The sequence below is a fragment of the uncultured Xanthomonas sp. genome (assembly GCF_964278005.1).
In the GTDB taxonomy this organism is placed as follows: Bacteria; Pseudomonadota; Gammaproteobacteria; order Xanthomonadales; family Xanthomonadaceae; genus Xanthomonas_A; species Xanthomonas_A sontii.
The window spans coordinates 114,193-137,558 of the sequence record NZ_CAXYKF010000022.1; the positions used below are offsets into that span (position 1 = coordinate 114,193).

The following is a 23,366-nucleotide window of genomic DNA, read 5'->3' on the forward strand; positions in this document are numbered from 1 at the left end:
ACCGGCGTGAACGCAGGGCGGCCCGTGCGCAGGCCGCCGTCGGCTGGGCATGTTACTCCCGCCGGCGCGGTGCGCAGCGCGACATGCTGCAACACAGCATGCCGGTCGCCCGGCACGCAGGTCAGATCACCCCGCCGCCCAGGCTCAACCGGATCACCCCGACCACGATCACCAGCGCATTGAGCATCAGGCCGGTCTTGGCGCGGCCGCGGTTGGGCGCCGCGGTGAACAGCAGCCCGATCGCGGCGATCAGCGCGCCGACCGCGGCGAACGGGATCAGGAACCAGTTGCCCCAGCCGAGCAGCGGGATGAAGGCCAGGATCATCCACAGCAACGCCACGATGCCCCACAGCAGACTGATCAGGCCCATGCCGGCCTCCGTGCGAATGCGAGCCTGCACCATAGCGCGCGGCGAACGCCAGGCAACCCAACTCTTGGCACGGGGATCACGGCGGCCCTGCGAGGGTGCGACAGCGGCGGGTTCGGCACGATTCACCCGGCCCGCCTATGATCGCGTGAGATCCGAACACGGGGGTAAGGCCATGAACATCCGACCGCTGTTGCCGCTGGCGCTGCTGCTGGCCCTGGCCGGCTGCGCCAGTTCCTCGAAGGTCATGGTCGGCGCGGCGCGCCCGCCGATCGACCCGGCACTGGTGCAGATCTACTCCGCGCCGCCGCCGGGGGCGGTGGATATCGCCCAGCTCGAAGCCTCCAGCGCGGCCGGCTTCGGCACCCAGGGCCAGACCGACGCGGCGGTGGACCGGCTCAAGCGCGACGCGGCCAAGCTCGGCGCCAACGGCGTGGTGCTGATGGGCGTGGGCTCGCAGCGCTCCGGCGGCGGCCTGTCGGTCGGCGCGGGCAGCTACGGCGGCCACGTCGGCGGCGGCCTGGGCATCGGCATCCCCACCACGCAGAAGCGTGCCGCCGGCATGGCGATCTGGGTGCCGCCGGGGGCGCAGGCGCCAGCGGCAGCTGGACCGCAGCCTGCGCCGCCCCCCGCTCGCTGAATCGAGTCAGGTCGGTCGGCAACCGCTGACCTGCCCTGTCGATGCGCCGGCTCTGGCACATGCACCGCTCCCCCGAAACGAATCGTCCGGGTCCCCCGGGCCAGCAGATTGGCCCGGCAGCGAGCACCCTCCGCCGCTGAAACCCTTGCTAAGCTATTTGCAGGCAGAATCGACTGGACCCCTTCAAGGGTGCGGGTTCGGGATGCCGCTCGCCACGTAGCGACACGTTTGGTCCGAACGTCTGGGATGGACCGCTTTCGACAGAGGGAAGTGCGATGAAACAGTGGATATGGATTCTGGTTGCGTTCCTGGGATTTCAGGGCGTCGCGGGCGCACAGCAGGTCTATGAGGATCTGTCTTGCCGTTCCAACGATCCGTTCGTGTTCTGTACGCAGGGCTGCAAATCGCCCAACAGACATTGGAGACCCGTAGGTGCCGGCAGCGGATGGGCACCGGTTCCACCCTACTGCCCCTACCCCACGGTCGTCGGCACCAAATACTGCAAAGGGTGGTCCGTCATTGCGTACAACGCATGGTGGGAGCGCCAGCGCATCTGCCAGGTAGGCGGCGGCAAGGCCAGCGATTGGACGGGACGGCAGCGGCCGGAAAACGACCCAATCACTCACTGATGGCGGCGTGCAGCCGCCAACGGTGCATCCCGGCAGCGCTCATTTGCGCTGCGACGGCACGAACTCCTCGTCCACCGCCGCGGCCAGTTGGTCCGGGGGCAACAGCCCCTGGTCCAGCAGGAAGTTGTTGAACTTCAGGCGGTCGAACCTGGCGCCCAGCGCCAGTTCGGTGCGCATGCGCAGTTCCAGGATGCGGCTGTAGCCGTAGAAGTAGCTGCCGGCCTGGCCGGGCGCGCGCACCATGTAGCGGTCCAGTTCCTGCCGCGCCATCGCCGGCGACAGGCCGACGTCGTTCTCCAGCACCAGCCGCGCCCGCTCGCGGTCGATCAGGCCGAGATTGAGCATCGGGTCGAGCATGGCACGCGCTGCGCGCAGCAGGCGGAACTGCAAGGCGATCAACTGTCCGTCCAGCGGCTCGTACGGCACCATCTCGGCCTCGGCGTACAGCGCCCAGCCTTCGACGTTGACCGAGTTGAACGCGAACAGGCTGCGCGCCAGCGACACGCCGCGCTCGACCATGGCGGTGAACTGCAGTTCGTGGCCGGGCCGGCCCTCGTGCGCGCTCAGCGTCCATGCCGCGGCACCGAAGTTGAAGTCGTCGTAGTGCTCGCCCTTGCCGGCGCTGTCCGGATTGCCCAGCGGCAGCACGAAGGTGCCCTGCTCGCCGGTGTTGCCGACCAGCGGCGCCGGGCGGAAATGCGGCGCCGGTTGCGCGGCGCTTTCCGCCGGCGAGCCCAGGCGCATCTGCATCGGCCGCTGCGGCACGTCGACGATGCGCTGCTGGCGGATGATCGGATCGATGCGGTCGATGACGCTGCGGTAGTGGGCTTCGAGCTTGTCGTCGGCAATGGTGTCGCGCTTGAGCGCGCGCAGCACCGTGCGGTAGTCGCGGGCATCGTCGCCGCGCAGGCCCTTGGCCGCGGCCACCTGCGGCGCCAGCTGCTGCATCGCCGCGCGGGTTTCCATGAATTCCAGCTGCGCGCGCTGCATCAGCACCTGCGGTGCGATGTCGATGCCGACCTGCTTGAGCTGGAACGCATACAGCTCGGGCGGCAGGCGCGCATCCTCGCGCGCCTGCGGCAGCACCACCGTGCGGGTCCAGGTGGCGTAGTCCTGGAACTGCTTGTCCAGCGCCGCCAGCGCCGCATCCGCGCCGGTGATCTTGTACTCGGCGAACAGCGCGCGAATGCCCTTGGCGTAGGTGTCGACGTTGCTCAAGGCCTGCTCGACCTCGCGCCTGGTCGGCTGCAGGAGGTTGCCGTCGGCGCGCTTTTCTTCGTAGCGTTGCCGCGCCAGCATCAGGATCGAGGTGCTGCCCGGCGCCAGGCCGACGTAGCGCTGCAGCCGTAGCAGCGCCTTGGCGCGGCGCGCCGCCGGCACCTGCTCGGACAACAGGTTGTTGATGCCGCCGAACACGTGCTGCGGCGCGTCGGTCCATGGCAGCAAGAAACGCTCATTGAGCGTGCTGCCCTCGATGGACTGGTCGGCGGCGTGGATCAGGATCGCCAGATCCTGGCGCACGTTCGGATCGCGCTCCACCTGCAGTTTTTCCTGCAGCGTGCGGCGCGCGGCAGCGGTCGCCTCGCGGAAACGCCGCGCGTTGTCGGGCCCGAAATCGGAGACCTGGTCGTCGAATCCCGGCACGCCGAAGAAGCTCACTTCCTCGGCCTGGAACGGCGCCTGCGCCTGCAGCAGGATCTGCGCGAACGCATTGCTGCGCTCCACCCAGGCCGGCGCGCGCGTGGCGGATGCGGCCGCCGGTGCGGCCGCCGCGTCCATCGCCGAAAACGGCAAGGGCGTCGCCAGTGCCAGGGTCAGGGCGATGGCGAGGACACGTGGCTTCATGGCACAGCTCCGACAGAATGATGTCAGGACCGTACGCGGCGCGTGCCGGCTCGGCCATCTGCCGGAGGTCATGGCCGCCGCCACGCCGCGGTGCAGCATGTGGGTTAAGAGACCACGCCGCCGCGGTCGCGCACATGCTGTGCCGGCAGCAGAGCGCATGATTGCAGGACATGGGCGGTGCGATCGCGCCCTACCCAAGGCGGCCCCACCGCACCACGCGGCGCGGCAGATCGTTCGCCGCTGCTTACTTCGTCGCGTCGGCCTCGGCCGGCGTGGCACTGTCGTCGACGTCTGTGGCGGGCACCGGCGGCGCCTCGACCGCCATCCCGTCCGCCTCTTCGTCCTCGTCCTCGGCGTCCTGCCCGAGCGCATCGAGCAGCGGGATCGCTTCACCCGCATCCGGCAACACCTGCAAGGTGGTGTAGTGCCACTCGCCCGCATGGCGCTCGGCTTCGATGTACAGGGTGCCGTTGGCGCGGCTGCCGTGCAGCGACACGCTGAGCTCGGCATTGCCACTGCCGCCGCCGCTGCTGTTGAAGCTGCCGCTGGGCATGATGCCGTCCTTGATCGGCGCGCCCAGCGCAGCCGCCACGCGCGGGTCGTGTTGCGCGGCCATCACACCGACCCGGTACGGCTCGGACGACTTGGTGACGCGCGCGATGCCGAGCACGAACACCGCGATCGACGCCAGCAGCAGGGCGCCGAGCACCAGCACGATCAGCGGCACCGCCCACTTCCAGTGCCGTGCCCACCAGCCGCGCTTGGCCGGTGGCAGCGCCGTGGTGGAGGTGGGACCGGGCGTGCCGGGCAGCGGTGGCGGACTCGACATGACGTCACTCCTTGTCGTGCGGAAGCGGGAAGGTGGAAGCGGAACGGCGCACTCAGGGCTTGAGGCAGCGCGCCAGGAAGGCTTCGGTGGTGCGATAGCGGTGCAGCGCGTTGCTGCCGGACAGGCCGTGCTTGGCGCCCGGATAGGTCATCAGCTCGAACAGCTTGCCGCGCTTCTGCAGTTCGCTCATCAGCGAGGTGGAATTGGTGAACAGCACGTTGTCGTCGGCCATGCCGTGCAGCAGCAGCAGTTGCGAGGTCAGCCCGTCCAGGTGCGCGGCCACGCGGCTGTCGCGGTAGCCATCGGGATTGGCCTTGGGCAGGTTCATGTAGCGCTCGGTGTAGTGGCTGTCATACAGACCCCAGTCGGTCACCGGCGCGCCGGCGGCGCCGCAGGCATAGGCCTCGCTGTGCTTGGCCAGCAGCATCAGGGTCATGTAGCCGCCGTTGGACCAGCCGTACACGCCGATACGCGCCGCATCCACCCACGGCTGCGCCTTCAGCCAGGCCACGCCGCGCAACTGGTCGTCCACTTCCACGGTGCCCTGGTGCTGGTACAGCGCACCACCGAAATCGCGGCCGCGGCGCGGCGTGCCGCGGTTGTCCAGCGAGAACACCACATAGCCGTGCTGCGCCAGGTACTGGTCGAACAGCGCATCGCCGCGGCCGGGCCAGCCGTCGACCACGGTCTGCGCGGCCGGACCGCCGTACACATAGACCACCACCGGGTAGCGCTTGCCCGGGTCGAACCCGTCCGGCTTCATCAGCCGGTAGTGCAACTGGGTCTTGCCATCGGCGGCGGTCAGGGTGCCGAACTCGACCGGACGCTGCGCGGCGCGGTAGGCCGCATACGGGTGTTGCGGATCGGCCAGGTCGTTGACCAGCAGGGTGGCGATCTTTTCGCCAGTGGCGCGGAACAGCTCGATCTGCGGCGGCGTGGTGGTGTTGGACCAGCTGTCGACATACACGCTGGCGTTCTTGGCGAAGCTGGCGGCATGCGTGCCATTGGGCTTGGACAGCTGCGCGATGGCACCGCCGGCCAGCGGCACCGCGTAAATCTGCGTCTGCGTCGGCGACGCCTTGGTCGCGGAGAAATAGACCTTGCCGGCCGCCTCGTCCACCGCGAGCAGTTCGTCCACCACCCACTCGCCCTGGGTCAGCGGGCGCAGCGTGCGGCCGTCTTCCGAAGCCAGGTACAGGTGTTCGTAGCCGCTGCGCTCCGAGCCCCAGACGAAGCGCCCATCCTTGAGGAAGTGCAGGTCGTAGGTGAGCGGCACCCAGGTCGGGCTGGTCTCGGTGATCAGCAGGCGCTGCTTGCCGGTGGCCAGGGTCGCCTCGATCAGCTCCAGGCGCTTCTGGTCGCGCGACTGGCGCTGGAAGGTCAGCCGTTGCGGATCGCGCCAGTCCACCCGCGCCAGGTAGATGTCCGGGTTCTTGCCCAGGTCGATCCACTGCGGCTGCGCGCCGGCACGCGGCGCGATGGTGCCGAGCTGGATCTTGACGTTGGGCTGGCCGGCCTGCGGATAGCGCTGCTCCACCACCTCGGTGTGGTCGGCGTAGACCTCCGGGCGCTTCTGCACCGGCACCTCGGTTTCGTCGATGCGCGCGAAGGCGATCGCCGAGTCGTCCGGCGCCCACCAGTAGCCGGTGTGGCGATCCATCTCCTCGTCGGCGACGAACTCGGCCACACCGTTGCCGATGGTCTCGCTGCCGTCGCGGGTGAGCTGGTGCTGCTGGCCGCTGGCCAGGTCGATCACCCACAGGTTGCGCCCGCGCACGAAGCTGACGTAGCCGCCCTTGGGCGAGATCTTGGGATCGGTGACGAAGCCTTCGCCGTGGGTGAGCTTGCGCACCGCGGCGCTGCCGCTCTTGCGCAGGTCGTACAGGTACAGCTCGCCGCCGAGCGGGAACAGCAGCGCATGCGCGTCCGGCGCCCACTGGTACTCGACGATGCCGGTGTAGGCGGCGATGCGCTGGCGCTCGCGACGCGCCTTCTCCTCGTCGCTCAGGGTCTCGGTGCCGGGCAGCACCAGCTTGGAATCCACCAGCATGCGGGTCTGGCCGCTGGCGATGTCGTATTCCCACAGGTCCAGCTGGTTGCGGTCGCTGTCCTTGCCGCGCAGGAAGGTCACCCGCGAGCCGTCCGGCGCCACCTTGGGCTTCATCAGGGTCGGCCCGGACAGCGGCTTGCTGCCGGTGATGGCCTCCAGGGTCAGTTTCTCGGCGTGGGCGGGAACGATGGGGGTGGCGAGCATGAGGGCGAGAGCGGCGAACAGAGAGCGCATGAAGGTTCCTGATGGAGCACCGAGCGCACGGATGATGCGCGTGCGCCCGGGATTTGAGAAGCGCGCCGGCTCAGCGCTGCCCGAACAGGTGCTTGCGCTCGGCGTCGCTGAGCGGCTTGCCCGCGTTCGGGTTCACCTGCTCCTTCAAGGCGTAGGCGCGCTGGGTGGCCGGGCGCGCGGCGATGGCCTCGTGCCAGCGCTTGAGGTGCGGGAAGGCGGCGTAGTCGGGAGTCAGCCCGTTGTACACCTCGATCCACGGGTAGCTGGCCATGTCGGCGATGCCGTAGTCGTCGCCGGCCAGGTAGGCGCTGTGCGCCAGACGCTTGTCCAGCACCCCGTGCAGGCGCCGCACCTCGTTGCCGTAGCGTTCGATCGCATAGCCGATCTTCTCCGGCGCGTAGACGTTGAAATGCCCCATCTGCCCGGTCATCGGGCCGAGCCCGGCCATCTGCCAGAACAGCCATTCCAGCGCGACCACGCGCCCGCGCGGATCGGCCGGCAGGAAGCGGCCGGTCTTCTCGGCCAGATACAGCAGGATCGCGCCGGATTCGAACACGCTCTGCGGCGCGCCGCCGTCGGCCGGGGCGTGGTCGACGATGGCCGGCATCTTGTTGTTGGGCGAGATCGCCAGGAATTCGGGCGCGAACTGCTCGCCGGCACCGATGTTGACCGGCTTGAGCGTGTAGTCCAGCCCGGCTTCCTCGAGGAACAGGGTGACCTTGTGCCCATTGGGGGTGGGCCAGTAGTACAGATCGATCATGGCGGCGTTCCTGGACAGGGGATCCCGAGTGTAGCGGCGGCCCCCGGCTTGGCAGCGTCATCGCCGGCCGGGTACCCTGGCCGCTCCCGCAACGCAGCATTCCAGACCACGCCATGACTCCAGAGCGGCCCCGCCTGCATCCCCTGTCCAACCTGATCTTCGCCTCGCGCTGGCTGCAGTTGCCGCTGTACCTGGGACTGATCGTGGCCCAGGGCGTCTACGTGTTCCTGTTCGGCAAGGAACTGTGGCACCTGATCCACGAGGCGCCGAGCCTGGGCGAGCAGCAGATCATGCTGATCGTGCTCGGCCTGATCGACGTGGTGATGATCTCCAACCTGCTGGTGATGGTGATCGTCGGCGGCTACGAGACCTTCGTGTCGCGGCTGGGCCTGGAGGGCCATCCGGACCAGCCGGAGTGGCTGAGCCACGTCAACGCCAGCGTGCTCAAGGTCAAGCTGGCGCTGTCGATCATCGGCATCTCCTCGATCCACCTGCTCAAGACCTTCATCGCGGTCGGCGCGCTCGGCGGCATGCCGATGTGCTCGCCGGAACAGCTGGCCAGCGCCGTGGGGACGGTGGACCTGAAGAGCTGCGCGACGCTGACCGCCACCGGCGTGCTGTGGCAGACCATCATCCATGGCATCTTCATCCTGTCGGCGATCGGCATCGCCTGGACCGACCGGATCATGTCCGCGTCCGCGCCGGCGCGGCCGGCGCATTGACCGGCGCGCGCCGCGTCACGCTTTTTGCCGCATGGCAGCGGCTGCCACGCACGCGGCGGCCGCGGATGCTAGATTGACCGATGGGGTGCGCTGGCGGCATGGGGGCCGCAGCACCGCGAACGCACCGCCGTCGCATCGTTGATTGCCAACACCGGGGATTCAGGGGGACGCATGTCGCAACTCACCACACTCGCCAAGGCGCGCCGGGTCGCGCCGATCCTGTTGCTGGCCGCGCTGGCGGCCTGCTCCAAGCAGGAAGAGGCCGCACCACCCAGCGCTGCACCCGCCACCGCCGCGGCCAACGCACCGGCGCAGCCGGCGGTCTCGGCCAAGGTGCAGTCGATGGGCACCGAACAGTTGCACGACTCGGCCAGCCAGGCGCTGCGCGAGAACCGCATGTATGCACCGGCCGGCAACAACGCGGTCGAGTACTACCTGGCGTTGCGCGACAAGCAGCCGGACGACGCCGGGGTCAAGAGCGCGCTGACCGACCTGATGCCGTACACGCTGATCGCCGCCGAACAGAGCATCAACCGCGAGGACTTCCCGGAGGCCCAGCGCCTGATCGGCCTGATCGAGAAGATGGATCCGCAGGCGCCGGCGCTGCCGCGGCTCAAGCAGGGCGTGAGCAAGGGCATGGAGGCCGTGGCCCAGCGCAGCCAGGACGAGACCGACAAGGCCAAGAAGGACGCCGAGCAGAAGGCCAAGCTGGCGGCCGAGCAGCAGAAGCAGGCGCAACAGCAGGCCAGCGAGGCGCAGGCGGCGCAGCAGATCGCCGCACAGCAGGAGGCCGCGCGCCGCGAGAGCGCACGCCAGGAGGCCGAACGCCAGGCCGCCGCGCGTCCCGCCACGCCCGCCGCCACCGCGCAACCGGCGCCGGCACCGGCGGCGGCCCCCGCGACCGCGCCGGCCGCTGCCGCCACCGCACAGACGCTGCGCCCGATCAGCACCCCGGCGCCGCGCTATCCGCCCGAAGCGCTGCGCTCGGGTACCGCGGGCGAAGTGCTGGTGGAGATCACCGTCGGCACCGACGGCGCGGTCACCAATGCGCGCGTGCTGCGCTCCACGCCGCCGCGGGTGTTCGACCGCGAGGCGTTGAACGCCACCAAGCGCTGGCGCTTCGAACCGGTCGGCGCGCCGGTGACCACCCGCCGCACGCTGGCGTTCAATCCCGGCGGCTGAGCCCATCAATGACACCTGCGTGCCCGGCAGCGGCCGGGCGCGCAGCGAAGCGCAGGCGCAACACCGCGCCGACCGCAACACGTCGACCAGCGCGATCAGGACGTCGGTGTCATGCCAGCACTGCGCGCGGAGACGCCGAAGCGCCCCTTGCGCCAGGCCATCCAGGTCGCGATCGCGCCCACCACCGTGCACACCAGCAAGCCGGGCAGCGAGGCCTCCGGACCGAACGCGCCACCGCTCAACCATTCCGGCACCCCGGCCTGCGCCGTGCTGCGCGCGATCGCCGGCCCCATGTCGGTCCCCGATACCGCCGCGCCGAACAGATAACCCTGGGTGAAGTTCCAGGCCGCATGCACGCCGATGGAGACCCAGAGCCGGCCGCTGAGCACATAGAACGCGCCCAGCATGACGCCCGCCTCCACCGCGATGCACAACGCGGCGAACACGCTCGCGTTCGGATTGCCGAGGTGGGCCAGGCCGAACAGCAGCGCCGACAGTGCGAACGCCAACCATGGCCCGAACGCGCGCCACAGCAGCCGCAACAGGATCGCGCGCAACATCAGCTCTTCCACCACGCCGGCCTGCAACGCCTTCCCGAGCGGCGCCCACAGCGGCGCCGCCCCGGTCCAGCGGATCGTGTAGACGCCGAACGCCGCCATGATCGCCATCACCGCCGCGAACATGGCCGCCCCCAACAGCAGCCCCACGCCCAACTGCAAGGGCGCGGCGCGCCAGGCGAGTTCCGCCGGCCAGCGCCGCTCGCCCAGGCGCACCGCGATTGCGTAGAGCACGGCGGCCGTCAGCGCCGTCGCATACGGCGCGAACCGATCCGCGCCCGGCGGAAGCAGCCTGGCGCACAGCAGCGGTACTGCCGTCGCCACGACGATCATCAGCGCCAGCAACGCGATCGCCCAGAGCAGCGCCCGCAGCCAGCGTACCCTTCCCGGCTGCGGGATGCGCGCCTCGCCCAGCACCAGCAGGCGCCCGGCGCCGGCCGCCATCATTGCTGGGGCATCGTGTGGATCTGGAGACATGCAAAGGCTCGCTGCGGAGGAAGCATCGGCAGGACGGACAACGCCGCTGCGCGCAGCGAGTGTGCATCACGATCGCGTTTCCTGCGCGTCTCCGCGACGACGGGCGTGCAGCGCGCGGACCCGGCCCGCGCGCTGCCTCCTGCTCAGCTGGAGATCGCCAGCTGTTCCTGCCGGTAGCGGCGCACCGCCGCCAGCCACAGCACCGCGGCCAGGCCGAAACCGGTGAGCAGGTACACCGCCCAGATCTGCGGATCGATCGTCTCGCGGCGGATGATCTTCATCAGCATCTGGTTCTGCGCCAGGAACGGCACCGCGAACTGCCACAGCGTGGTCTTCAGCGGATACACCATCAACGCATAGCCCGGCAGCATCGGCAGCAGCATCAGCCAGGTCATGTGGCTCTGCGCCTCCTTCATGCTCTTGGCCGAGGCCGCCAGATAGGTCAGCAGCGAGGTGCCGATGAACAGCATCGGCAGCAGCACGAACAGCATCTGCAGCATCGCCACGAAGCTGACGTTGAGCTGGCGGCCGATGCCGCTGGCCACCTGCGCGCTGAGCTTGAACGCGAGCAGCGTCAGCAGCAGCGACACCAGGCCGACCACGCAGGCGGCGGCGATCTTGCCGCTGACGATGGCGCTGCGCGAGGCCGGCGTGGCCAGCAGAGGCTCCAGCGATTGCCGCTCGCGTTCGCCGGCGGTGGCGTCGAGGATCAGGTAGGCACCGCCGATGAACGATGTGATGGTCAGCAGCACCGGCAGCAGCATCGCCAGCAACGCGCCACGCTTGGCCTCGGGCGTAGCCAGGTCCTGCAGTGCCACATCCAGCGGCCGCGACACCTGCGAATCGATGCCGCGCGCCAGCAGGCGCAAGGCCCCGACCTGCTGGCCGTACATGCTCAGCGCGGCCTGCACCCGCTGGGTCGGGATGTCGGCGTCGCGGCGGGTGCTGTCCTTGATGATCTCCACCAGCGCCGGGCGTCCTTCGTGCCAGGCGTTGGCGTAGTCCTCGTCGATCTTCAGCGCCAGGTCCACGTCCTGGCTGCGGATCGCGCCGGTCAGGTCCTTCGGCGGCGCGACCGCGTTCAAGCCCTGCGCGGCGAGGAAGGCGACCAGGTTCGGCGCGCGTTCGCGGCCGATCACCGGAATGTCCAGCGGCTTGTCGATCTGCGTGCGCACGCGGCTCTCGGCCAGCGCGCCCATGCCCAGGATCAGCGCCGGATACAGCAGCGGGCCCAGCAGCAGCGCCAGCGCCAGGGTGCGGCGATCGCGAGAGAGGTCGCGCAATTCCTTGCGCATCACGGTGAATACGGTACGGAGCAGGCTCATGCGTGCAGTCCCTCGTCGCTGCCGATCGCCTTGACGAAGGCGTCTTCCAGATTGGGTTCGCCGGTGAGGGCGCGCAGTTCATCGGCGGTACCGGCGGCCACCACCGTGCCCTTGGCGATGATGACGATGCGATCGCACAGCGCCGCCACCTCCTGCATGATGTGACTGGAGAAGATCACGCAACGCCCTTCCTCGCGCAGCTCGCGCAGGAAGCCACGCAATGCGCGCGTGGTCATCACGTCCAGGCCGTTGGTGGGTTCGTCCAGGATCACGTTGCGCGGATCGTGGACCAGCGCGCGGGCGATCGCGGTCTTGGTGCGCTGGCCCTGGCTGAAGCCTTCGGTCTGGCGGTCGAGGATGTCGTCCATGTCCAGCGCCTTCGACAGCAACCGGGTGCGCTCGGCGATGCGTGCCGCCGACAGCCCGTGCAGCTCGCCGAAGTAGGCGATGTTCTCGCGCGCGGTCAACCGCTTGTACACGCCACGCGCATCCGGCAGCACGCCCAGCGCGCGCCGCACCGCCATCGGATCCTGGCCCACGTCCATGCCGTCCACGCGCACCTGGCCCTGGTCCGGCGCCATCAGCGTGTACAGCATGCGCAAGGTGGTGGTCTTGCCGGCGCCATTGGGACCGAGCAGGCCGGTGATCTGGCCGTCGGCGGCCTGGAAGCTGACCCCTTGCACCGCCTGCACGGCGCCGGCGCGGGTCTTGAATGCCTTGTGCAGATTGTCGGCGACGATCATGCGTGCCCCTCCCTGTCGAACGCTGCGCAGCTCATGGTTCCCATCCGTTGAATGAAGTGAAGGCCGGCACGCCGCTCATCGCGTCCAGGCAGGTGGCATCGAGGTGCTTGGCATCGGCGGTCTCGAAGAACTGGCCGAGCAGCTTGGGCATGCAGCCCAGGGTCATGGTGCCGTGGCCCTGGCCACGCACCACCAGGTGACGGCCGTTGGGCAGGCCCTTGAGTACGCGCTCGGCGTAGCGCGGCGGCGTCACCGGATCCAGCTGGCCGGAGGTCAGCAGCACCGGCAAGGTCGAGGTGAACGACGCGGTGAAGTCGGCCGGCCGGGTGCCGGTGGGCCACACCGGGCAGGGCGCGAAGAACATCTGCGCCACTTCCGGACCGAGCAGCGTGTCGTGCGTCTGCGGCGCGCGGTAGCGGTCGGCGTCCTCGGCGCAGATCACCGACCACTGCATGCCGCGATTCATCTGCCCGTCCAGTTGCCCGCCCATCATCTTTGCCAGCGACATCAGCGGCCCGTAGCGGCCGTTGGCCGCTTCGTCCAGCACCAGCGGCAGCAGCGACGCGGTCTGCGGCGCGTAGGAGAACGAGAACGCCAGGCTGGTAACGGTGTCGGCGGTGACCCGGTCGTGGCGGCTCTGGCCGCTGGCCGGATCGCGGTAGTCCACCTCCACCGGCGCCTGCCGCAGCCGCTCCACCACTGCGCGCAACTGCGTGCGGGTATCGGTGGGAAAGCGCTTGGCGCAAGCCGGATCGGCCTTGCACTGCTCGGCCTGCAGGGCGATCGCATCCTCGAAGGTAGTGGCGAACTCGCCACCGACCACCAGGTCGTTCGGCGCCACGCCATCGATAACCACGCTGCGCACGTGCGGCGCGTAGCGGCGCGCGTACTGCTGGGCGACGCGGGTGCCGTAGGAGCCGCCGATCAGGTTGATCTTGTCCACGCCCAGCGCGGCGCGCACCGCATCCAGATCGCCGATCGCCTGGGTGGTGGTGTAGTAGCGCGGATCGGCGCGGCCCTGCAGCGACTGTGCGCAGCGCCGCGCGTAGTCGACCAGTTCGTTCGCGGTGGGCGCGCGCGCCGGATCGGCCAGCGGCATCTCCTTGCCGTCCGGTCCCAGGCAGCTCAGCGGATTGGACTGGCCGGTGCCGCGCTGGTCGATCAGGAACACGTCGCGGCGCTTGCGGGTCTCGCGCAGCGCCATGTCGACGATGCTGGCGACCTGGGTAGCGGCCTGGCCAGGACCGCCGGCGAGGAAGAACACCGGATCCGGGTCGCTGCCGCCCTCGCCGGTGACCGGCAGCCAGGCGATGTTGAGTTCGATCTTGCGGCCGTTCGGCGCCGCCGGATTCTCCGCCACCGCCATGCGCGCGCACTGCGCCGGCACGTTGTTGGAGGCCACCGGATTGGTCAGCGTGCACGGGTGGAAGCGCAGCGCGCCGTAGCTGCGTTCGGATGTCTGCGGCGTCGGTGCCTGGGCCGCCTGGCAGGCGGCGAGCAAGAGGGTGGCCGCCGCGATGGCGAACGGCCGGGAAGGGTGTCGCATGGTTCGCATCCTTGAGTTCATGGCTTGCAGAATGCCATGCCGGAACATGGCGTCGTCGGTGCCCGGTGGGGCATGGAACGGAGTGCGCGCTTACTCGGCCTCATCGAACAGGAACACCTGCTCGATGCTGTGCGCGAACAGCCGCGCGATACGGAACGCCAGCGGCAGGCTCGGATCGTACTTGCCGGTCTCCAGCGCATTGATGGTCTGTCGCGACACGCCCAACCGCTCGCCCAGTTCGCCCTGCGACCAGCCGTGCGCCTCGCGCAGTTCGCGGATGCGGCTGTTCATTGGTAGCGGCGCGCGTTCGCGACCTTGACCACCCCATAGGTCATGCACAGCGCAGGAAACACCCACAGCATCGCGCTCGAGGCCGGCACCGTGATCACCTGCGCCGCCTGCAGGAAGCCGGCGGCCATGTAGACGCCACAGGTCAGGCCGGCGGCGATGGCGATGGATTCCAGCTCGATGCGCCGCTGCAGTTCGTCGGAGTCGCGCACGAAACGCGCCACCGCGCGGATCACCAGCGCCAACGTCAATGCCGGCAGCAGCGCGACCACCACGCGCAGCCAGTGCGCGTCGACGCTGTCGAGCAGGCGCTTCCAGAACAGCATCACCACCACGTAGGCGCCCATCGGCGGAAAGAACTCGCGGTAATAGCGCCTTGCCAGCGCCCGCGGTGCGCTGTCGGCCAGGCTGCCCCGCGACCACCACATCAATAGCGCCATGAACAGGCCGCCGATGCCGACGCCCATGCATACCCCACGCAGATAATCGCTGCCGCCGAGCGGCAGCCAGGCCCCCGCCGCCAGCAGCGCCAGACTCACGCACAGCACCACGATCGCGTTGCGCCTGCAGTTGCCCATCATCTGTCCCCGATACTCAGCCGATCCCCGATCCGGCACCCTCGCGGCTGCCGCGTATGCCGTGCCGCCCCCCTGTCAAGCACGCTTGACAGGAGAATGCGCGCACCAAGGTCGGCTGTCAAGCGTCCTTTACAGACAAAACGAAATCACCGGCAAGCCAGCGTAGCGAGCCCCTCTCCCGCCGGGAGAGGGGTTGGGGTGAGGATACGGGCGCGAAGCGCGCTCGACGCTTCGAAAACACGCAGCTTCGCCCTAGATGAACATGAAGGTGAAGCGGTCGCGGCTGAAGCCGCGCCTACGCGGGATGTCCTGCGCCAACGCACCCCCTATTGCTGACGCCTTGCCCGAACGACACGAAAACACCGGCAAGCCCGCAACGAGCCACTCTCCCCCCGGGAGAGGGGTTGGGGTGAGGGTACGGGCGCGAAGCGCGCTCGACGCTTCGGAAACACGCAGCTTCGCCCTGGACGGACCGCAGGTGTGGCGGTCGCGGCCGAAGCCGCGCCTACGCGGGATGTCCTGCGCCAACGCACCCCCTATTGCTGACGCCTTGCCCGAACGACGCGAAAACACCGGCAAGCCAGCGCAACGAGCCCCTCTCCCCCCGGGAGAGGGGTTGGGGTGAGGGTACGGGCGCGAAGCGCGCTCGACGCTTCGGAAACATGCGGCTTCGCCCTGGACGGACCGCAGGTGTGGCGGTCGCGGCTGAAGCCGCGCCTACGCGGGATGTCCGGCGCCGACAGCGGCCGTTACTTGCTGCTGACGTACTTCTCGCGGCGGATATGCGGCACCGGCAGGCCAGCCTCCTTCAGCGCATCGAAGCAGGCGTCGACCATGTTCGGATTGCCGCACAGGTAGGCGATGTCGCCGTCGGCCTGCGGCGCGAACTCGGCGAGGAACTGCTGCACGTAGCCATGCCGCACATCCGCATGCGGCGCCTCCGGCAGCTCGCGCGAGAAGCACGGCACGAAGCGGAAACCGGGATGCGCATCGGCGAAGGCGCGGAACTCGTCGCCGTACAGCAGTTCGGCCGGGGTGCGCGCGCCCAGCAGCAGCACCACTTCCACGCCGCGCTCGGCCATCGCCGCTTCCAGCAGCGGCAGCATCGAGCGGTACGGCGTGACGCCGGTGCCGGTGGCGATCAGCAGATAGCGACGGTTGGCGTCGCCCGGCTGCAGGCAGAAACGTCCATACGGTCCGCTGGCGCAGACCTGCCCGCCGATCTCCAGGCCTTCGAACAGCGCGGTGGCCGCGCCGCCGGCGACGAAGCTGACCGCGATCTCCACGGTGGCATCGGCCGGTTGTGCCGGATCGTGACGCGTGGCCAGCGAGTAGCTGCGCTTGGTCGCGGTGCCATCGGCATAGTGGAAGTGCACCTGCACGAACTGGCCGGGCACGAACGGCAGGGGTTGGCCGTCATCGCGGACGAAGCGGTAGTGGCCGACGGCCGGGGCCAGCATGTGGCGGTCGACCAGTTTCAGCGGGAATTGGGCAGGCACGGGGATGCAACAGTCTGTGGCCGGGGGCGACCCCACGAGGTCTTCTATAATAACGGCTGCACTTCTCCTGCGCCGTCGATGCGGCGCGAAGGCCCGCCTTGACTCCCGCACCTGCCCTTTCTCCCCAGACGCCGGCGCCCGCCCTGCGCGTGCGCGACCTGCGCAAGACCTACGACAACGGCGTGCAGGCCCTGCACGGCGTGTCGCTGGACGTCCTGCCCGGCGACTTCTTCGCCCTGCTCGGCCCCAACGGCGCCGGCAAGTCGACCCTGATCGGCATCATCAGTTCGCTGGTCAACCTCAGCGCCGGCCAGGTCGAGGTGTTCGGCACCGACCTGAGCAGCCAGCGCAGCGCAGCGATGCGCCTGATCGGCCTGGTGCCGCAGGAAATCAACTTCAACCTGTTCGAGCAGCCCTTCGATATCCTGGTCAACTACGCCGGCTTCTACGGCATGCCGCGCGCCGAGGCCGAGCGCCTGGCCGAAGTGGAACTCAAGCGCGCGCACCTGTGGGAAAAGGCCCAGGTGATGAGCCGCACCCTGTCCGGCGGCATGAAGCGGCGGCTGATGATCGCCCGCGCGATGATGACCCGGCCGCGCCTGCTGATCCTGGACGAACCCACCGCCGGCGTGGACATCGAGATCCGCCGCGACATGTGGCGCGTGCTGCGCGAGATCAACGGCGCCGGCACCACCATCATCCTCACCACCCACTACCTGGAGGAAGCGGAGAGCCTGTGCCGCAACCTGGCGATCATCGACCGCGGCCGCATCGTCGAGCAGGGGCCGATGCGCGCCCTGCTGGCCAAGCTGGACGTGGAAGGCTTCCTGCTGGACATCGATGGCGAGCTGCCGGCGCAGCTGCCGGCGATCGAGGGCACCACCCTGCTCGCCCAGGACGCGCACACCCTGGACCTGGACATGCCGCGGGCGATGGACCTCAACCGGGTGTTCGCCGCACTGGGCGACGCCGGCATCCGCGTGCGCTCCATGCGCACCAAGAGCAATCGCCTGGAGGAACTGTTCGTGCGCCTCACCGGCGAACACCGCGATGCCGCTGCGGCCACGACCGGCACGGCCACGCCGTCCGCCACTCCCTGATGCCCCCACGGCGACGACCATGACTTCCCAGACCGATTCCACCCTCCCCGTTTCCGACGCCACGCCCGCCCAGCGCAACTGGGTCGCGCTGGGCACCATCGTGCGCCGCGAGGTCAAGCGCATCCTGCGCATCTGGGGCCAGACCCTGGTGCCGCCGGCGATCACCATGACCCTGTACTTCCTGATCTTCGGCGGGCTCATCGGCTCGCGCGTGGGCGACATGGGCGGCTACAGCTACATGCAGTTCATCGTTCCCGGCCTGGTGATGATGAGTGTGATCCAGAACAGCTACGGCAACATCAGCTCCAGCTTCTTCGGCGCCAAGTTCGGCCGCCACGTCGAAGAACTGCTGGTCAGCCCCATGCCCAACTGGGTGATCCTGTGGGGCTACGTCGCCGGCGCGGTGCTGCGCGGGCTGATGGTCGGCGTGATCGTGCTGATCATCGCCATGTTCTTCACCCCGGTGCGCATCCCGCACCCGCTGGTGACCCTGACCACGGTATTGCTGGGCGCCACCATTTTCTCCCTGGCCGGCTTCATCAACGCGGTCTACGCGAAGAAGTTCGACGACGTGGCGATCGTGCCGACCTTCATCCTGACCCCGCTGACCTACCTGGGCGGCGTGTTCTACTCGGTCAAGCTGCTGCCCGGCTGGGCCGAGGCCGCCACCCACGCCAACCCGATCTTCTACATGGTCAACGCCTTCCGCTACGGCCTGCTCGGCAGCAGCGACGTGCCGGTGTGGGTGGCCTACAGCCTGATGCTGGGCTTCGTCGCGGTGCTGGCGGCGCTGGCGCTGTGGCTGCTGCGGCGCGGGGTGGGGTTGCGGAGCTGACGCCCCAGCGTCCTTAGCGCCCCACCTTCCAGGCGGCTGACGCCACCCAAGGCACGACGCCAGGCGTCGTCGCCACAGAGAACATCTTGCGTCGCCCAAGGGCTGCGCCAATACGGCACGGCGAGGACGGCGCACAGCCTCTCGCCATCGGTGCCAATGCCCGGTAGGCGAATCGACGCGGGGCGCATCCGGCCCTTGCACCACGTCAGCAAGCACTGAGGAGCGTCGCATCCGGCGTGCCGGGCCCTGAGTGCACCGTGCCCCCAATCGCCGCGTCGCGGTGGATACACGCCGCGTCCCGGATTGCAGCCTGTTTCATGCACCGGAATATCCGCTACGCATCACATGCGAATCCGACGGCGCGCACGGCGCGAGTGCACCGGATTCACAATTGCATATTCCATACGGGATCGCACGCGTCTGAAGTTTGACTCTATAATGTGATGTGTATCTTGTTAAGCGCCAATTTATTAACGCTAGTTTTCTTGTAACGGCAATAAGCCGACGCTACAGTGCACACGTCCGCTACACACCATCTCTTTACTGGACGTAAAGCGCGGGCCGGAGACCAGCTTCGTCTCCGTGAACGACTTCACTTAATGAACCCATGTCGCCACACGTTGCCGCTGGCATGTATGTGTGTTGCCGGTGATTGGGCGATCGAGCCAAGGAGAGGAATCAGATGAAGATCCAACGCAAGCCCATCCGCTTCGGCCGCAAGCAGCAAGGCCAAGGCATGACCGAGTACATCATCATCGTGGCCCTGATCGCGATCGCGGCGATCGGCGTGTTCACGTTCTTCGGCGGCACCGTCCGCAGCCAGGTCGCCGGTATGGCGCAGGAACTGTCGGGCAAGCAGGACGCCAGCCAGATGATCAACCGCGCTGGCACCAACGCTGGCAAGGCGCAGGCGCAGGCCGACAAAGACAAGGGCATGGCCGCTTACAACGGCAACAAGTAACGCTCTTGCCACCATCTGCCCGGAGGCGGGCAGATGGTGGCCTGCCCCGTCGGCAGGAGCCTCATGCAGGCTTCTGCACATCCGCTAGCCCCCAATCCATGGAACCAGCCGGGTCCGACGCTCGCGTCGTGCCCTCGGCGTGGTGTTGCCCGAAGGAAGCCGCATGGTGATCATCGCCGCCGCCGATCCCTCGACCACGACGGTCGCGCCAGGACCGACCTGTGTCCGTTCCAGGATGCAAGGTCAGGCCATGCCGATGGTGCTGGTGTTCCTGATGGTGCTGTGCGTTGGCTTGCTGGTGACCTTCAATACCGGACAGGTGGTCGGCAAGAAGGTCGAACTCACCAACGCCGCCGATGCCGCGGCCTACAGCATCGCCGTCGAGCAGGCGCGCGCGCGCAATTTCGCTGCCTATCTGAATCGCGGACGCGTCGCCAACGAGGTGGCGGTCGCGCAGGTCGTCAGCCTGAACTCTTGGCTGACCATGGTCCACTCCACCACGGTCCACTTCGAAAAATTCAACAAGTTCGCCGAAGTCCTGCTGTTCTGGGTGCCGGGCCTCGGTGAAGCCTTGATCGCCATCGATCGCGCGATGACAGCGCTCAATGCCGCCCTCAAGGTATTCCGGCAAGGCTTTCTGCGAATGGCCGATATCACCGTCCGCGGGTTGGACCAATTCCTCGACCATCCCTACGCGCTGGCTGCCGACGCGGCAGTCGGCGATCTCGCCTCGGAAGCCAACGTGTTCGCCATGGCCAGCAAGGTGGTCAAGGACAACGTGCCAGATGCCGATCTGACCGTGGTCGGCAAGGGCGTACTGGCGAAGAACGTATTGTCGGCCGGCAATCAGCTCGAGAGCTATACGCCGGGTCAGCGTCGCGGCCTGACCAGCACCAACAAGGGCGGCGAACGCTACCGCAATGTGGTGATGGCCTCGCGCGATACCTTCACGCGCGCACGCGACGGCACCGCCTTCGGCGTGTTCAACAACAACGGCGGCACCGACATGGTCGAGTACGACCGTTGGTCGGGCGTGGATGCCTTCCAGTTCCGCCTGCCCCTGTTCCTGAAGACCTTCAAGTTTCCGATCGGCTGGGGCGGCACGCAGGCGGTGGATGGTCGCAAGCCAAACTTCTTCGCTGGCATGAACAACGGGCGAGGCTGGACATCGCCCTACGACGGCCGCCGCTACCAGGCCTACAACGGCACCCGGAGTAGCGACATCGCCGGCAGATTCATCGAAGGCGACCCGGCCGTCGTCCCGGACTTCAAGCGCAACGACGCCTTCATCAACAGCTACCGCTATGGCATCAGTCCGCGCTACCACGACGTCAAGGATGCCTACTCGCAGCAGCCCGAAGGTGCCAATGCGGGGCCGATCTACACGGTCGAAGTCGGCACCAAGGTCGACAAGGCCCGCACCAGTTCCGCACTGAAGATGGGAAGCGGACGCATGCAGCTCAAGGACCAGGCGCGGGGCGAGCAATTGCGCGCGATGGCCAGCGCACAGGTCTACTTCAACAGGCCCTACGAACTCACCGCCTTCCGGCGTTCGGTCTGGGGCAGAGGCGACGGCAAGTTCGAAAAGGGCAGTCTGTTCAGTCCTTACTGGCAGGCACGCCTGGTGCAAACCCCCATCTCCGACCGCACACTTCTGGTGGCCGCTCCATGATGTTATCGACCAACCGATCCCGCGCCCTGGCCCTGGCCTGCGCGGCCTCGCTCGCGTTCACCGCAGGCTGCCAGTCGCACGAAGCGCCGGAAGGCGATGCCGGCGAGGCATCCTCTTCTTCCGAGAGCGGCGTCAAGTCGCTGCCTGCGCTCCACGTGGTGCTGACCTGGGAGTCGCGCATCGGCGGCGAGAATCTGGAGCGCAAGAATTACCAGGCGAAGCTGGAGGCCTGCCGCGGCTCGGGCATGCCGACCCGCGCCCTCTCGCCGCAGGAAGAAGCCAAGCTGGGAACCGGCGAGGTCGAGATCATGATCGATGCGCATCGGCAGTTCGCCCATCAGGTCAGTTGGACCCTCGGCGCCGATGGCGACAGCGCGCAGGCCGCCTGCATGGTCAAACTGGAAGAGCACACGGACAAGGACGCCATCGAAGACGCCAACGGCATGTACATGCCGATCGACAGCAGCGCGCGCACGCAGGAGCGCCAGAGCGTCCAGGCTATCGGCTGGAAGCTGTCGGGCGAAGGCCAGATCAAGGGCCAGCCCTGCACGCGCTGGGAGAACGGCAAGCAGGACGTGTGCATGTGGTCGGGCGGTACCAAGTGGGGCTTTTCCGAATCCCCCGGCGATGCGGCCGGCTGCACCGTGGACGGCGCAGGCGCATACCTGCAGGCCATTCCGCTGGAAGCCAAGCCGCTGCAAGGCGGCAACGGCTGCGTGCTGCAGGTCAAGTCGTTCAGCCTCGGCAGCGGTCTGATTCCTTCCAACGTGGCGGGTGAGAAGGAAGAAAACTAGGAGGACGCAGGATGAAGACGACGTTCTTTTCACCAGCGCGCAGGATGCGCGGACAGGGGATGGTGGAGCTGGCGGTGTGTGCTGCCGTGCTGGTGCCGCTGTTCCTGTTGATTCCGGTCGTTGCCAAGCTGGGGCACGGCAAGCAGATGGCGATGCAGGCGGCGCGCAACGCCGCCTGGGAAGCCAGCGTGGCCAGCAATTATCAACCGCCAAGCCGCGCCTTCCTGCAGCGCAGGGCGCTCGACCGCAACTTCGCCGATGCCGACGCGCCGATCACCAGCCGCGCCTCCGGCAACGCCAACGGTGCGTTCGCCGACCAGATGCTCAACACCTTCTCGAACCGGAAGCTGCTGGAGAAAGGCGACCTGTCGATCACGCGGACTGCCAACGGCGGCTCGCCCGGCTACATGGACAACGCCGCCGCTCTGGTACCGCGGAACTTTGCCGACGGCGCATTCCCGCCCAACCGCAACGGCTATGTCACCGCGGAAGTGGCGCTGAACTATCGCGACCTGAAGACGGCGGACGGGCGGCCTGCGCACTTCCTGGAACCGTTGGACAATCTCAACCTGGTCGACAAGCGACACCAGACCCTGCTGACCGACGCCTGGAATGCCTCCGGTCCGCGTAGCGGCCCGCGTAGCGTGGTCAGCGCCGTGCGTCCGCTGGCGCCTGCCTCCTACTTCGCCGGCCTCGATCGCATCTTCGACATGGTCAAGCCGTTGAAGCCGATCCTGCCGATGGTCGGCTCCCTCGGCGACCTGGAGCTGGGCACCATCGAGCCGGATGTCGTTCCTTCGGACAAGCTGGCCAACTATCCGGTCAAACCGGGCAAGCCATGAACGCCCGTAGCTGCCATCGCATGCTCGCCAGCGGGCTGGGCGTGCTCCTGTCCGCGCTGGCGGCGCAGCCGGCACGTGCGGTGGACTGGCCGGATGTACCGGTCCCGGACGAGGCGTCCGGCGAGGTCGTATCCGACCATATGCTCTACAACGGCATCGCGATGCGCGCCAGCCGTTTCAGCGTCGCGCAGTCGCCACGGCAGGTCGAGCAGTTCTATCGCAAGGAATGGGGCGATCTTGTCGTGACGACGCCGGCCGGCAGCAAGACCGTGCTCGGCCACATGACCAAAAGCGGCTACTACATCACCGTGGAACTGAGCGGCGATGCCAACCGCACGCAGGGCCAGATCGGCGTGATGGAGATTCCGAAGAAGAACCTCCCCGCCGACGGGGTCGGCAAGGGCTTCGGCCGTCTGCCGGACACGCAGGTCGCCGAGGACATCGTCTACATGGACACGCCGCGTCATGTCAGGACACTGAGCATGCTCAACCGCTACACGCCGCTGCAGAACCAGCAGTACTACGCGCGGTATTTCGCCGGGCAGGGCTATGCGCGCGACGGCTCCTCTTCGACCTGCACCGCGAGCAGCCCGCACTGCGTCTCCCGGTTCACCCGGCGGGACGATCGCGTCACCGTAACATCGAGCCGCGGGCAGACCGGCACCGTGATCGTGGCGGTGGTCGAATGAACGCGCACGCCCTGCGCTGCCGGCGCCTGCAGCGCGGCCAGTCCACGATCGAATACACCGTGGTGGTCATGGCGCTGGTGATCGTGCTGATCGCCAAGCCCGACCTGATCACCGAGGTGGTGACAGCCCTGAAAGATCTCTATGCCGCCTTCGTCTACGCCATCTCGGCGTCCGACGTACTGGTGGGGTGATCCCTCTTCCC

At 68.1% G+C, this 23,366-nt stretch carries 24 protein-coding genes; 12 read left to right on the forward strand and 12 right to left on the reverse strand.

The genetic code is table 11. The annotated features are described in order from the left end of the window. Window positions 1-121 precede the first annotated feature (121 nt). The gene (locus tag ACHWVH_RS14275; protein ID WP_010340624.1) at window positions 122-370 is read right to left on the reverse strand and encodes a hypothetical protein; all 249 of its coding nucleotides are present in this window, start codon (window positions 368-370) and stop codon (window positions 122-124) included. 172 nt (window positions 371-542) lie between these two features. On the opposite strand from ACHWVH_RS14275, the gene ACHWVH_RS14280 reads away from it, so the two are divergent. Together ACHWVH_RS14280 and ACHWVH_RS14285 are read left to right on the forward strand one after the other, a co-directional pair. Beyond that, window positions 543-1,007 carry a hypothetical protein gene (locus ACHWVH_RS14280; protein ID WP_017908506.1) on the forward strand — a complete coding sequence of 155 codons (465 nt, stop codon included), beginning with the start codon at window positions 543-545 and terminating at the stop codon, window positions 1,005-1,007. 275 nt (window positions 1,008-1,282) lie between these two features. After that, a complete protein-coding gene (locus ACHWVH_RS14285; protein ID WP_295928823.1) occupies window positions 1,283-1,636 on the forward strand; it encodes a hypothetical protein in 354 nt (117 codons plus the stop codon). A gap of 39 nt (window positions 1,637-1,675) precedes the next feature. Here ACHWVH_RS14285 and ACHWVH_RS14290 read toward each other — a convergent pair whose 3' ends face one another. The 4 genes from ACHWVH_RS14290 to ACHWVH_RS14305 all read right to left on the reverse strand — a co-directional run bounded on the left by ACHWVH_RS14290 (window position 1,676) and on the right by ACHWVH_RS14305 (window position 7,354). Then, window positions 1,676-3,481, reverse strand: coding sequence for a DUF885 domain-containing protein (locus tag ACHWVH_RS14290; protein WP_394687430.1), 1,806 nt, complete (start codon window positions 3,479-3,481; stop codon window positions 1,676-1,678). Window positions 3,482-3,725: 244 nt separating this feature from the next. Continuing rightward, complete coding sequence (locus ACHWVH_RS14295; protein WP_152181555.1) at window positions 3,726-4,310, reverse strand: cytochrome c oxidase assembly factor Coa1 family protein; 585 nt, start codon at window positions 4,308-4,310, stop codon at window positions 3,726-3,728. A gap of 52 nt (window positions 4,311-4,362) precedes the next feature. Then, on the reverse strand, window positions 4,363-6,594 hold the full coding sequence (locus tag ACHWVH_RS14300) for a DPP IV N-terminal domain-containing protein (protein WP_394687431.1): 2,232 nt from the start codon (window positions 6,592-6,594) through the stop codon (window positions 4,363-4,365). 70 nt (window positions 6,595-6,664) lie between these two features. Further along, window positions 6,665-7,354, reverse strand: coding sequence for a glutathione binding-like protein (locus ACHWVH_RS14305; protein ID WP_043094212.1), 690 nt, complete (start codon window positions 7,352-7,354; stop codon window positions 6,665-6,667). Between the two features lie 113 nt (window positions 7,355-7,467). Here ACHWVH_RS14305 and ACHWVH_RS14310 point away from each other — a divergent pair, with 113 nt between their 5' ends. Both ACHWVH_RS14310 and ACHWVH_RS14315 read left to right on the forward strand, forming a co-directional pair. After that, entirely contained in the window at window positions 7,468-8,076 is a 609-nt protein-coding gene (locus ACHWVH_RS14310; protein ID WP_017908501.1) for a TIGR00645 family protein, read from the forward strand. Window positions 8,077-8,247: 171 nt separating this feature from the next. Beyond that, window positions 8,248-9,258, forward strand: coding sequence for an energy transducer TonB (locus ACHWVH_RS14315; RefSeq protein WP_295928817.1), 1,011 nt, complete (start codon window positions 8,248-8,250; stop codon window positions 9,256-9,258). Between the two features lie 95 nt (window positions 9,259-9,353). Here the strand turns inward: ACHWVH_RS14315 and ACHWVH_RS14320 are convergent, their stop codons facing one another. The 7 genes from ACHWVH_RS14320 to ACHWVH_RS14350 form a co-directional block, all read right to left on the reverse strand. Beyond that, entirely contained in the window at window positions 9,354-10,262 is a 909-nt protein-coding gene (locus ACHWVH_RS14320; protein WP_295928815.1) for a CPBP family intramembrane glutamic endopeptidase, read from the reverse strand. Window positions 10,263-10,435: 173 nt separating this feature from the next. Further along, complete coding sequence (locus ACHWVH_RS14325) at window positions 10,436-11,617, reverse strand: ABC transporter permease (protein WP_048491277.1); 1,182 nt, start codon at window positions 11,615-11,617, stop codon at window positions 10,436-10,438. Then, complete coding sequence (locus ACHWVH_RS14330) at window positions 11,614-12,360, reverse strand: ATP-binding cassette domain-containing protein (protein WP_295928810.1); 747 nt, start codon at window positions 12,358-12,360, stop codon at window positions 11,614-11,616. Before ACHWVH_RS14330 ends, ACHWVH_RS14325 begins: the two co-directional genes overlap by 4 nt. 31 nt (window positions 12,361-12,391) lie before the next feature. After that, window positions 12,392-13,906: an alpha/beta hydrolase gene (locus tag ACHWVH_RS14335; RefSeq protein ID WP_152240045.1), complete on the reverse strand. Its 1,515-nt coding sequence runs from the start codon at window positions 13,904-13,906 to the stop codon at window positions 12,392-12,394. 90 nt (window positions 13,907-13,996) lie between these two features. Beyond that, on the reverse strand, window positions 13,997-14,197 hold the full coding sequence (locus tag ACHWVH_RS14340; protein ID WP_010340539.1) for a helix-turn-helix transcriptional regulator: 201 nt from the start codon (window positions 14,195-14,197) through the stop codon (window positions 13,997-13,999). Further along, window positions 14,194-14,772 carry a hypothetical protein gene (locus ACHWVH_RS14345; protein ID WP_043095454.1) on the reverse strand — a complete coding sequence of 193 codons (579 nt, stop codon included), beginning with the start codon at window positions 14,770-14,772 and terminating at the stop codon, window positions 14,194-14,196. Before ACHWVH_RS14345 ends, ACHWVH_RS14340 begins: the two co-directional genes overlap by 4 nt. A gap of 749 nt (window positions 14,773-15,521) precedes the next feature. Then, window positions 15,522-16,232: an FAD-binding oxidoreductase gene (locus ACHWVH_RS14350; protein WP_394687438.1), complete on the reverse strand. Its 711-nt coding sequence runs from the start codon at window positions 16,230-16,232 to the stop codon at window positions 15,522-15,524. Window positions 16,233-16,369: 137 nt separating this feature from the next. Between ACHWVH_RS14350 and ACHWVH_RS14355 the strand changes: the two genes are divergently transcribed. The 8 genes from ACHWVH_RS14355 (at window position 16,370) to ACHWVH_RS14390 (ending at window position 23,355) form a co-directional block, all read left to right on the forward strand. After that, a complete protein-coding gene (locus tag ACHWVH_RS14355; protein WP_267116592.1) occupies window positions 16,370-17,371 on the forward strand; it encodes an ABC transporter ATP-binding protein in 1,002 nt (333 codons plus the stop codon). A 19-nt stretch (window positions 17,372-17,390) separates the two neighbouring features. Then, window positions 17,391-18,206 (forward strand): ABC transporter permease, encoded by an 816-nt coding sequence (locus ACHWVH_RS14360; protein ID WP_010340543.1) that lies wholly within the window; start codon window positions 17,391-17,393, stop codon window positions 18,204-18,206. Between the two features lie 682 nt (window positions 18,207-18,888). Then, window positions 18,889-19,167: a hypothetical protein gene (locus ACHWVH_RS14365; protein ID WP_017907702.1), complete on the forward strand. Its 279-nt coding sequence runs from the start codon at window positions 18,889-18,891 to the stop codon at window positions 19,165-19,167. Between the two features lie 163 nt (window positions 19,168-19,330). Beyond that, entirely contained in the window at window positions 19,331-20,839 is a 1,509-nt protein-coding gene (locus ACHWVH_RS14370) for a pilus assembly protein TadG-related protein (protein WP_394687432.1), read from the forward strand. Then, window positions 20,836-21,633, forward strand: a complete 798-nt coding sequence (locus tag ACHWVH_RS14375; protein ID WP_295928805.1) for a hypothetical protein — start codon at window positions 20,836-20,838, stop codon at window positions 21,631-21,633. The genes ACHWVH_RS14370 and ACHWVH_RS14375 overlap by 4 nt, the downstream gene beginning before the upstream one ends. Before the next feature lie 11 nt (window positions 21,634-21,644). After that, entirely contained in the window at window positions 21,645-22,475 is an 831-nt protein-coding gene (locus ACHWVH_RS14380) for a TadE family protein (RefSeq protein ID WP_394687433.1), read from the forward strand. Continuing rightward, entirely contained in the window at window positions 22,472-23,164 is a 693-nt protein-coding gene (locus ACHWVH_RS14385) for a hypothetical protein (RefSeq protein WP_295928803.1), read from the forward strand. The genes ACHWVH_RS14380 and ACHWVH_RS14385 overlap by 4 nt, the downstream gene beginning before the upstream one ends. After that, the gene (locus tag ACHWVH_RS14390) at window positions 23,161-23,355 is read left to right on the forward strand and encodes a hypothetical protein (RefSeq protein ID WP_017907707.1); all 195 of its coding nucleotides are present in this window, start codon (window positions 23,161-23,163) and stop codon (window positions 23,353-23,355) included. The genes ACHWVH_RS14385 and ACHWVH_RS14390 overlap by 4 nt, the downstream gene beginning before the upstream one ends. The last annotated feature ends 11 nt before the right edge of the window (window positions 23,356-23,366 follow it).

Bases quoted from the DNA above. Each gene is read 5' to 3' on its own strand.
- ACHWVH_RS14275 (WP_010340624.1), bottom strand. From the start codon at position 370: ATGGGCCTGATCAGTCTGCTGTGGGGCATCGTGGCGTTGCTGTGGATG.
- ACHWVH_RS14280 (WP_017908506.1), top strand. From the start codon at position 543: ATGAACATCCGACCGCTGTTGCCGCTGGCGCTGCTGCTGGCCCTGGCC.
- ACHWVH_RS14285 (WP_295928823.1), top strand. From the start codon at position 1,283: ATGAAACAGTGGATATGGATTCTGGTTGCGTTCCTGGGATTTCAGGGC.
- ACHWVH_RS14290 (WP_394687430.1), bottom strand. From the start codon at position 3,481: ATGAAGCCACGTGTCCTCGCCATCGCCCTGACCCTGGCACTGGCGACG.
- ACHWVH_RS14295 (WP_152181555.1), bottom strand. From the start codon at position 4,310: ATGTCGAGTCCGCCACCGCTGCCCGGCACGCCCGGTCCCACCTCCACC.
- ACHWVH_RS14300 (WP_394687431.1), bottom strand. From the start codon at position 6,594: ATGCGCTCTCTGTTCGCCGCTCTCGCCCTCATGCTCGCCACCCCCATC.
- ACHWVH_RS14305 (WP_043094212.1), bottom strand. From the start codon at position 7,354: ATGATCGATCTGTACTACTGGCCCACCCCCAATGGGCACAAGGTCACC.
- ACHWVH_RS14310 (WP_017908501.1), top strand. From the start codon at position 7,468: ATGACTCCAGAGCGGCCCCGCCTGCATCCCCTGTCCAACCTGATCTTC.
- ACHWVH_RS14315 (WP_295928817.1), top strand. From the start codon at position 8,248: ATGTCGCAACTCACCACACTCGCCAAGGCGCGCCGGGTCGCGCCGATC.
- ACHWVH_RS14320 (WP_295928815.1), bottom strand. From the start codon at position 10,262: ATGATGGCGGCCGGCGCCGGGCGCCTGCTGGTGCTGGGCGAGGCGCGC.
- ACHWVH_RS14325 (WP_048491277.1), bottom strand. From the start codon at position 11,617: ATGAGCCTGCTCCGTACCGTATTCACCGTGATGCGCAAGGAATTGCGC.
- ACHWVH_RS14330 (WP_295928810.1), bottom strand. From the start codon at position 12,360: ATGATCGTCGCCGACAATCTGCACAAGGCATTCAAGACCCGCGCCGGC.
- ACHWVH_RS14335 (WP_152240045.1), bottom strand. From the start codon at position 13,906: ATGCGACACCCTTCCCGGCCGTTCGCCATCGCGGCGGCCACCCTCTTG.
- ACHWVH_RS14340 (WP_010340539.1), bottom strand. From the start codon at position 14,197: ATGAACAGCCGCATCCGCGAACTGCGCGAGGCGCACGGCTGGTCGCAG.
- ACHWVH_RS14345 (WP_043095454.1), bottom strand. From the start codon at position 14,772: ATGGGCAACTGCAGGCGCAACGCGATCGTGGTGCTGTGCGTGAGTCTG.
- ACHWVH_RS14350 (WP_394687438.1), bottom strand. From the start codon at position 16,232: ATGCTGGCCCCGGCCGTCGGCCACTACCGCTTCGTCCGCGATGACGGC.
- ACHWVH_RS14360 (WP_010340543.1), top strand. From the start codon at position 17,391: ATGACTTCCCAGACCGATTCCACCCTCCCCGTTTCCGACGCCACGCCC.
- ACHWVH_RS14365 (WP_017907702.1), top strand. From the start codon at position 18,889: ATGAAGATCCAACGCAAGCCCATCCGCTTCGGCCGCAAGCAGCAAGGC.
- ACHWVH_RS14370 (WP_394687432.1), top strand. From the start codon at position 19,331: ATGGTGATCATCGCCGCCGCCGATCCCTCGACCACGACGGTCGCGCCA.
- ACHWVH_RS14375 (WP_295928805.1), top strand. From the start codon at position 20,836: ATGATGTTATCGACCAACCGATCCCGCGCCCTGGCCCTGGCCTGCGCG.
- ACHWVH_RS14380 (WP_394687433.1), top strand. From the start codon at position 21,645: ATGAAGACGACGTTCTTTTCACCAGCGCGCAGGATGCGCGGACAGGGG.
- ACHWVH_RS14385 (WP_295928803.1), top strand. From the start codon at position 22,472: ATGAACGCCCGTAGCTGCCATCGCATGCTCGCCAGCGGGCTGGGCGTG.
- ACHWVH_RS14390 (WP_017907707.1), top strand. From the start codon at position 23,161: ATGAACGCGCACGCCCTGCGCTGCCGGCGCCTGCAGCGCGGCCAGTCC.